The organism is Paraburkholderia podalyriae (genome assembly GCF_014397785.1).
GTDB classification, from domain to species: domain Bacteria; phylum Pseudomonadota; class Gammaproteobacteria; order Burkholderiales; family Burkholderiaceae; genus Paraburkholderia; species Paraburkholderia podalyriae.
Genome location: NZ_VZQQ01000135.1, coordinates 1 through 6,501 on the forward strand (window position 1 = coordinate 1; position 6,501 = coordinate 6,501).

The following is a 6,501-nucleotide window of genomic DNA, read 5'->3' on the forward strand; positions in this document are numbered from 1 at the left end:
TGTTGATTCTTGGCACCTCGGGCATCGTGTTGCGAAGGTTTGTTCTTCAACTCTCCCTTTATCTATAGGGGGGAAGTTATCCACAGACGCCGCTATTCGCTGAAGGGCTGTTGCATCACCGAAGTGCAACGTCTGTTGCGCGATGGGACGTGCGACTGCGCAACAACGGCGGCCGGGTCGTGGCATCGCGTGATCGGATGTTGTTGCGGATCCGCGCTACCTAGGCAGGAAGGGTAGACTTCGTTCCGAGCTGCCACAGCATGTCGATGTTCTTCAGATAGGTCGCGACGTTTTCAGCAGGCGCCTGAATGATCGAATGTTGTGTGCTATCCAGGCTGTTGATTTCTGCTGTCCACGGATCATCAAGATGGGCGCATACGGCGACGATGTCCTCGCGATATTGCTGGAACGTGTCATTGTCCCAGGTCTTGACGGTTGAAGGTGCAAGCATCACTGAGAGCACGCCTTTGCGTTCGCCGATGAATCGCACGGGCGCAAGCAGGCCAGTGAGGTACATGATCAGGATCGCATCGAGCACCCGGTCGTCGTGATCTTCGTCCCAGATAATTGCGAAGTCGAGGAACCTGCCGTACTGAAGCTGGTTCATCAGTTCGTCGTGCCACGTCGGTATGCGTAAAACAGAATAATGCGTACCTCGCCCGAGGTATCCGACTGGACCGGCCTCATCGTGCAGTCTCTGGAAGCAGGGTGGGTAAGACATTTCGTGCTCCTTTCGGGAGAGAGGCGGCTTCCGCCGCCGAACCGCAGCCATTTCGTAGCTGCGGCGATCACGCAAACACTATCACGTCACGCTGCCAGTCAACGCTGCCTTCTATCTCCACGTCGCACCGGGATATCTACCGGCATTGGAGAAACTTCCGCCTCGGGAATCGCGCCGTGCTTCGCAAGTGTGTCTCGCGCCTCGCGATGATGTTCATAGAACCTGGCCCATTTACTGAAACCACCCATCTCGCCGACGGCACGCAGCATGGCGAGGTGGGAAGCGGTCAGCAATTGCACAGTCGCTTCAAGTTCGGCAATCCGGATGTCCTTGTCGGCGAGCGATGCTGCGGTGTCGGCACCAGAGCGTTTCGCCACGCGGCCTCGCCAGCGCCGGTATTCGGTCTGCCGTTGCTGATATTCAGCGAGCAGCGCTCTCCGTGATTCGCTACGGGTGATCGACGATGCCGCACAGATGGACGGATGCAACCGTGCAACAGCGCGAGCCGTAATGTCTTCATCATCGGCGAGCAACGCTTCGAGCGTCTCGCGCATCGCGTCGTCGCCGGACCCGTTCGGTTCAGTCATCAAGTACTCCTCGTTGCCGCGGCATTGACAGGTCAACGCCGTCAGGGAAGGGGCGCTTCCCCGATGGTGTTGCAAGGAGCCTCTGTACGCCGGCCAGCCGTTTTCCCGCGTGATCAAGCTGGTTTTTCCAGCCAATGCTGGTCGATGGCCGGGCCCTGATTGTTTCCAGCGCAAGCTTGAACTTGCCCTCGAGCTGGATCAGGTTCTGCCGGTTCTCCGGCAGATCGGTCGCCGAGAGGTGACGGCAATCCGCGAAGCATTCGAGGTGTCTCGGGCAGGGGTCAACCGTGAACGAATTCAGGCAGTGCCCATACGGCGTGGCATGGAAGCCGTCCGCTTCGGCGCGCAGGTACGCGTACGCGGCAGCGTCGCCCTCTGTTGCCTGAATGCGTCGGAACGCATCAACGATCGGGCCGTTGGCCTTGCCGCCCTTGATGAGCCTGGCAACCGTGCTGGCCTTCTCGCCGAGCATGACCTCGATGTCCTGCGGGATTTCGATCTGGTCGAGCTCTTCTGCAAGACTGCGATGGTCGTACTCGTAGCTCTGTGCGACGCTGCGCCGGTTGAAGCGCTTCGAGATGATCGTATCGGCCACGCCCAGGCGGAACAGTTCGGTGTTTTGCAGATGGCGCAGCATGTGCGACTCGATCTTCATTGCCCTGTCTTCGTCGGTCTGCCCGTATTTTTCGAACAGTGACGGTATTCGCTTGTCGTCACCCAGCGCGAGTCCTATAAAGCGTGGTACAGGGCGGCTAACTGACATGCAGCGGGTGACGTCACACAAGCCATCGTTGCGCTCCTCCGAGAGCGATCGTTTCGGCTGGACGAACAGGAATTCCCACGACTGTACGACGCCGACCGCGAGTGGCAGCGGCATTGTGTCGGAGACCTTGGTCGGTATTGTGGCCCGGATATGGTCTTCGAGCTCGCCCACATGGAGATAGGTGTTGTGCCAGCTCATGCGTTCCCGCACCCCCTGCACCTGTCCGTCCGCTCGACGGAAGCGCAATGCGATCTGCCCGTCACGCATCCTGTCGAGCAGCCGTTTTCCGAACTGATATACCGCCATGTCCAGCGAGATCGGACCATTCCGGGCTCTTTCTGCCTGATATCGCTGGAGGTCGATCAGCACATCAGGATCGAAGCTTTTCCGATAACGTTCGATGAACGGCTCGCGCTCGATGTCCAGCCAGAACGGGTTGCCCATCAGCCGCACATACGCTTCCGTGAACGGCACGACGTCATTGGCCCGATACCAGGGCAGTAGCCGACCGGTCTCGCACTGCAACTTCAGCGTCGCGCGCAGCGGCTCTGTGAGCTTTGCGACGTGATCGAGCGTGTCGGTCAGCAATTGCCGGAACATGTCTGGCACAGGCTGCGCATTCTCGAACAGAACACGCCCATCCGACTCCTCGATCTGTTGCTTTTCCGCGAAGTGGCGAATCATGAGCGACGTCGAGATGCCGCCGGCTTCGCCGGCAGGGCGGCCCTTGGCATCGACGTAAGTTCGCTCACGCTTCCAGCCAACCGGTAGCAGCGCGGCTTCGCCTATCCGGAGCCCCGTCACGATCATTGTCCGTATCGCGGCGAATCGGAGATCGTCCATGAACGTACGCGGCTTTTCGGTCATCACGATGCGGGTCAGCTCCCAGAACGCCTGGCGCTCCGGCAACCGCTCCTCACGCTTGCGCGCATCGAGGTCAGTGCGCAACTCCTCCTGCGACCAGGTATGCTTCGCCTTGATCGCATTTTTCATTTTCATACGGGGAACGGCGAGCGACGAGTACAACTGACCAGCGTCGCAGAGCTGCTGGGCGTCGAACACTATTTTGATGATGCCGGCCACCAGGTCTCCCAGCTTCCCTGTGGCCTGGATCGCCTTTCCGACGCGGATCGCCAGACACAGATCGTCGACGGTCAGTTGCCATGGCTCCCTGTTCACGCATGTAGCGATTACACGCAGCGGACGTGCGATGGACTGCGAGACATACCCGGAGGTGTTCCGTTTGAACAGCAACTGTTCGGCGACTGCTGCCTTGACCAGGTCCTGCCATGCGGGCGACAGCGGTTGGCGTGCCAGTGGCGTCAGGTCGCGCTCGGCGTTAATGATCGCCAGCGCCTTCGCATCAGCTCCAAGGTCTCGCAGATAATGCGTGGGCGGCGGCACGTCATTGGCAATAGCGGTCAGGTTCCAGCCGACACCATCGAGTGCGGCGCCTGTTTCATCGAGAGGCATGTCCCACGACAGGCCTTTCTCACGGGCCAGCGTTTTGCCCAGCTCGATGAACGCGGAGTAGTGTGGGTTCATCAGTCGTCGCCTTCCAGTTCGTCAATGACCGTCTGGATCTCGGCGATCGTGCGCTGCAGCTGCAGATAGGCCGGCGACCGGGTGTCGCCGCGAGAACTCCTGTCGAAGAACACAACCACTTCACGCATGGTGGCTAGCACCCGCTCATGCATCGATCTATCGTGTAACGGCATGAACTTCCTGCATCCATAGCACGACGTGACCGGGTTATAGGGGCAGGCCGGCTGCCCCGAAGAGCATCCGCCGATACCTGCAATCGGAATGCCGTGAGGCACACCAGCGATCTGTTGCTCACCTTTAAGAAGGGTGAGCTCTTCCGGGAGGATGAACCGGTCGTGCGCAATTTTCGCCACACGCCGGTATATGTCCGACGCGCCGAGCGCCCGGTTGACCCGTTCCGCGTGGGAGGCCGATGTCGCAAAGTACACCAGCCCCCTCTGGACATGAGAATGCCCCAGGAATTCCGCAAGTTCCTCATGAGTTGCACCAGCGTCAACGAGCCGTTGCGCTGCGGTGTGCCGCAAATCCGTGGCCGTACCGAGGTCATCCGAGCCGATCAGTTTCCTGACGAGCGCGGCAATCCGGGCTCCAGCCTCGTAGTTCGACTGCACAGCGAAGAAGCGCGCAGCGCCAGCGGCCCCTTCAGACCGCCGCCATGCATTGAGTACAACGAAGATCGGGACCCACTCACGTTTGACGCGGCGTGTAAGCGGCTTTCTTTTCGAGTCGCTTCGCTGCTTGGCCATATGGAAGGTTAAATGAACCGTCGGCAGTCCATCCGGCGCATCCTGCCAGATGCGAACATTGCGCATGCCCAGCATCGCAATCTGGATCGGGCGCATGGCGAACTGGTAGGCGCACAGCAACATGCCAGCGTCGCAGACGTCCTCGTACGCTAACGGCGTTTTCACTGACGACGTGAGAACCGAAACCACTTCGTCAAGATGCCGAACGATCGCGGCCTCTTCGTCGGCCGACAGGAAGGCGTCGCCGGAATGCACTCCCGCGTAGGCGTCGCTCGCAGGGCCCGGCAGGGAAGATCGGATGAATTCCGCAAATGTTGGAGACCAGCCGCCAAGCCGGTGAGCACAAAGCAACCGTAGCAGCGTTTTACCAAACCGGTACGCGTCCTGAGGCAGATCGCGTGCGCGCATGACAGTCCATTCGCGGCTAATCTTGTGGGGGCCGGCGTCGATCAGCTTTTCGGCTTCAGCAACCGGGAAGTGCATCGCTCCACTTGCCGCCTTGAAGGCCGAAACGACGTGGAGATCTTCCCCCAGCAGATACAGGAAGAGCTGCTTCACCAGCATGGCGTATGCACCTGGATAACGATCGAAGTCCAGCCTGTGCGGTCGCCCGTATATCGACAGCTCGAATACTGTTGCGTCGGCAGGCGCAGGGATCGAACGGGTAGCGTTATCAAACTCGTCGTAGTAGCGGATGACAGGGGGAAGAGCAGGGAGTCGCGAGACCACGTCGATGATCAGTTGCCCGGCCCCAACGGCAACATCTGCGCCGTCGCGACGATGGGGCGGCCGCATGGTCAGAGCCCCTTCGGGATGGCGCGCAGCAGCGCCACCCGGTCATCGAAGCTGTCGTTCCAGACGTCAGCGAGCCGGTCTTCGAAGACGGCCCGCGCGTAGCGCAAGGGCATCACAGATTTTTTCGACCAGCCGAAGAACGGGCGCATCTTCTGAAGCGCCTCATCGATCGAATCGCCGTTGTCGATCAGCTGCTGTAACCGGACAACGGCGCCTGTGTGCCGCAGGTCGTGTGGCATCACGGAAGCCTTGCCAGTGCGATCGCGCAATTCCTGGCGTACGGCGTCAGGCAACGCATTCGATATCTCGCGAAACGCTTTCGTCAGCGATTCCGTCGCGAACGGGCTGTCGAAATGCGAATTGAGCAGAAAGGGGTGGCCAGGGCGACCGCGATAGTTCTCGATGTATGTCTGAACCAGCTGCGCCGTCACTGGGCTGACCGGCATCTGACGAACAGAATGGGCTGTTTTGATGCTCGGCTTCGAGTAGCGCGAGTCGATCGAACCATCCGTGTCGTCGTCCTCGTACTCATTTTGCTGCACGTTGAGCCAATGGCGCAGCGTCTGCCGTTTTCGGTCAAATCCTGTCTTGATGGCGTCGGCCGCCAGGAGCAGTAACTCTCCACGCCGCAGACCTTGGTGCAGCATCAGAATGAAAGCAATGTAAATACGCCAGCGGGTCTTTGTATGTCTGAATGGGTTCCGGCTTGACACGGGGTCCAGCAGATCGTACAGCGTCTCGACCACTGCGGCAGGCAACGAGCGGATCATCTCCGTCTGCCTGCATTTCCGGACGTGCAATTGGCCGTACAGCGTTGAGAGCCTGTGCAAGCGTGTCTCGATGTCCCGTAGCCGGTCATCTGGAATGCGGCTCCTGGAAAGCCACGTCAGCACGTCTGTCAGGAATCCCAAGCCCGCATGCCAGCGCAGCTCGTCGGCTCGCGTGACGCGTGGCCGGTTCCGGATCGAGACAAACCACGATTCGAGCACATCGGCCAGCGCGGCATCGTTCATATCCGCGAGCGCGTCATCGAGACCGCTCGGTCCCAGCAACCGGTCCGCATGCTGATACAGATCTTCAATGTACCGAAGCTTGCCCGCCTGGGTCGATGCGGCCAGATGACCCATCGAAACAATCGACCAGATGTTCGCCCAGTATCGCGGAACGGCGGCTTCGCTCACCAGTGTGGGACTTCTGAGATGCGGCGGCACCAGCGGATCCGATAGCTGTAGAAATGCCATTGATTCACGCAACAGTGATCAGGTACCAAATGGTACGAAGCCGTTGCGTCGAATTCGTGAAAGGAACGGGAAATCCGCAACGCTCTTTCCCGTACCACTGATG

At 59.8% G+C, this 6,501-nt stretch carries 5 protein-coding genes; all 5 read right to left on the bottom strand.

Translation table 11 applies throughout. The features are described 5' to 3' along the window. Positions 1 to 220: 220 nt before the first annotated feature. Positions 221 to 607, bottom strand: a complete 387-nt coding sequence (locus F6X42_RS41265) for a hypothetical protein (protein ID WP_246530522.1) — start codon at positions 605 to 607, stop codon at positions 221 to 223. A 212-nt stretch (positions 608 to 819) separates the two neighbouring features. Continuing rightward, entirely contained in the window at positions 820 to 1,308 is a 489-nt protein-coding gene (locus tag F6X42_RS41270; protein ID WP_187639532.1) for a hypothetical protein, read from the bottom strand. Next, a complete protein-coding gene (locus F6X42_RS41275) occupies positions 1,301 to 3,616 on the bottom strand; it encodes a hypothetical protein (RefSeq protein ID WP_187639533.1) in 2,316 nt (771 codons plus the stop codon). The genes F6X42_RS41270 and F6X42_RS41275 overlap by 8 nt, the downstream gene beginning before the upstream one ends. Then, entirely contained in the window at positions 3,616 to 5,157 is a 1,542-nt protein-coding gene (locus tag F6X42_RS41280; protein ID WP_187639534.1) for a site-specific integrase, read from the bottom strand. Before F6X42_RS41280 ends, F6X42_RS41275 begins: the two co-directional genes overlap by 1 nt. A 2-nt stretch (positions 5,158 to 5,159) precedes the next feature. Then, positions 5,160 to 6,398 (bottom strand): site-specific integrase, encoded by a 1,239-nt coding sequence (locus F6X42_RS41285; RefSeq protein ID WP_246530523.1) that lies wholly within the window; start codon positions 6,396 to 6,398, stop codon positions 5,160 to 5,162. Positions 6,399 to 6,501 lie beyond the last annotated feature (103 nt).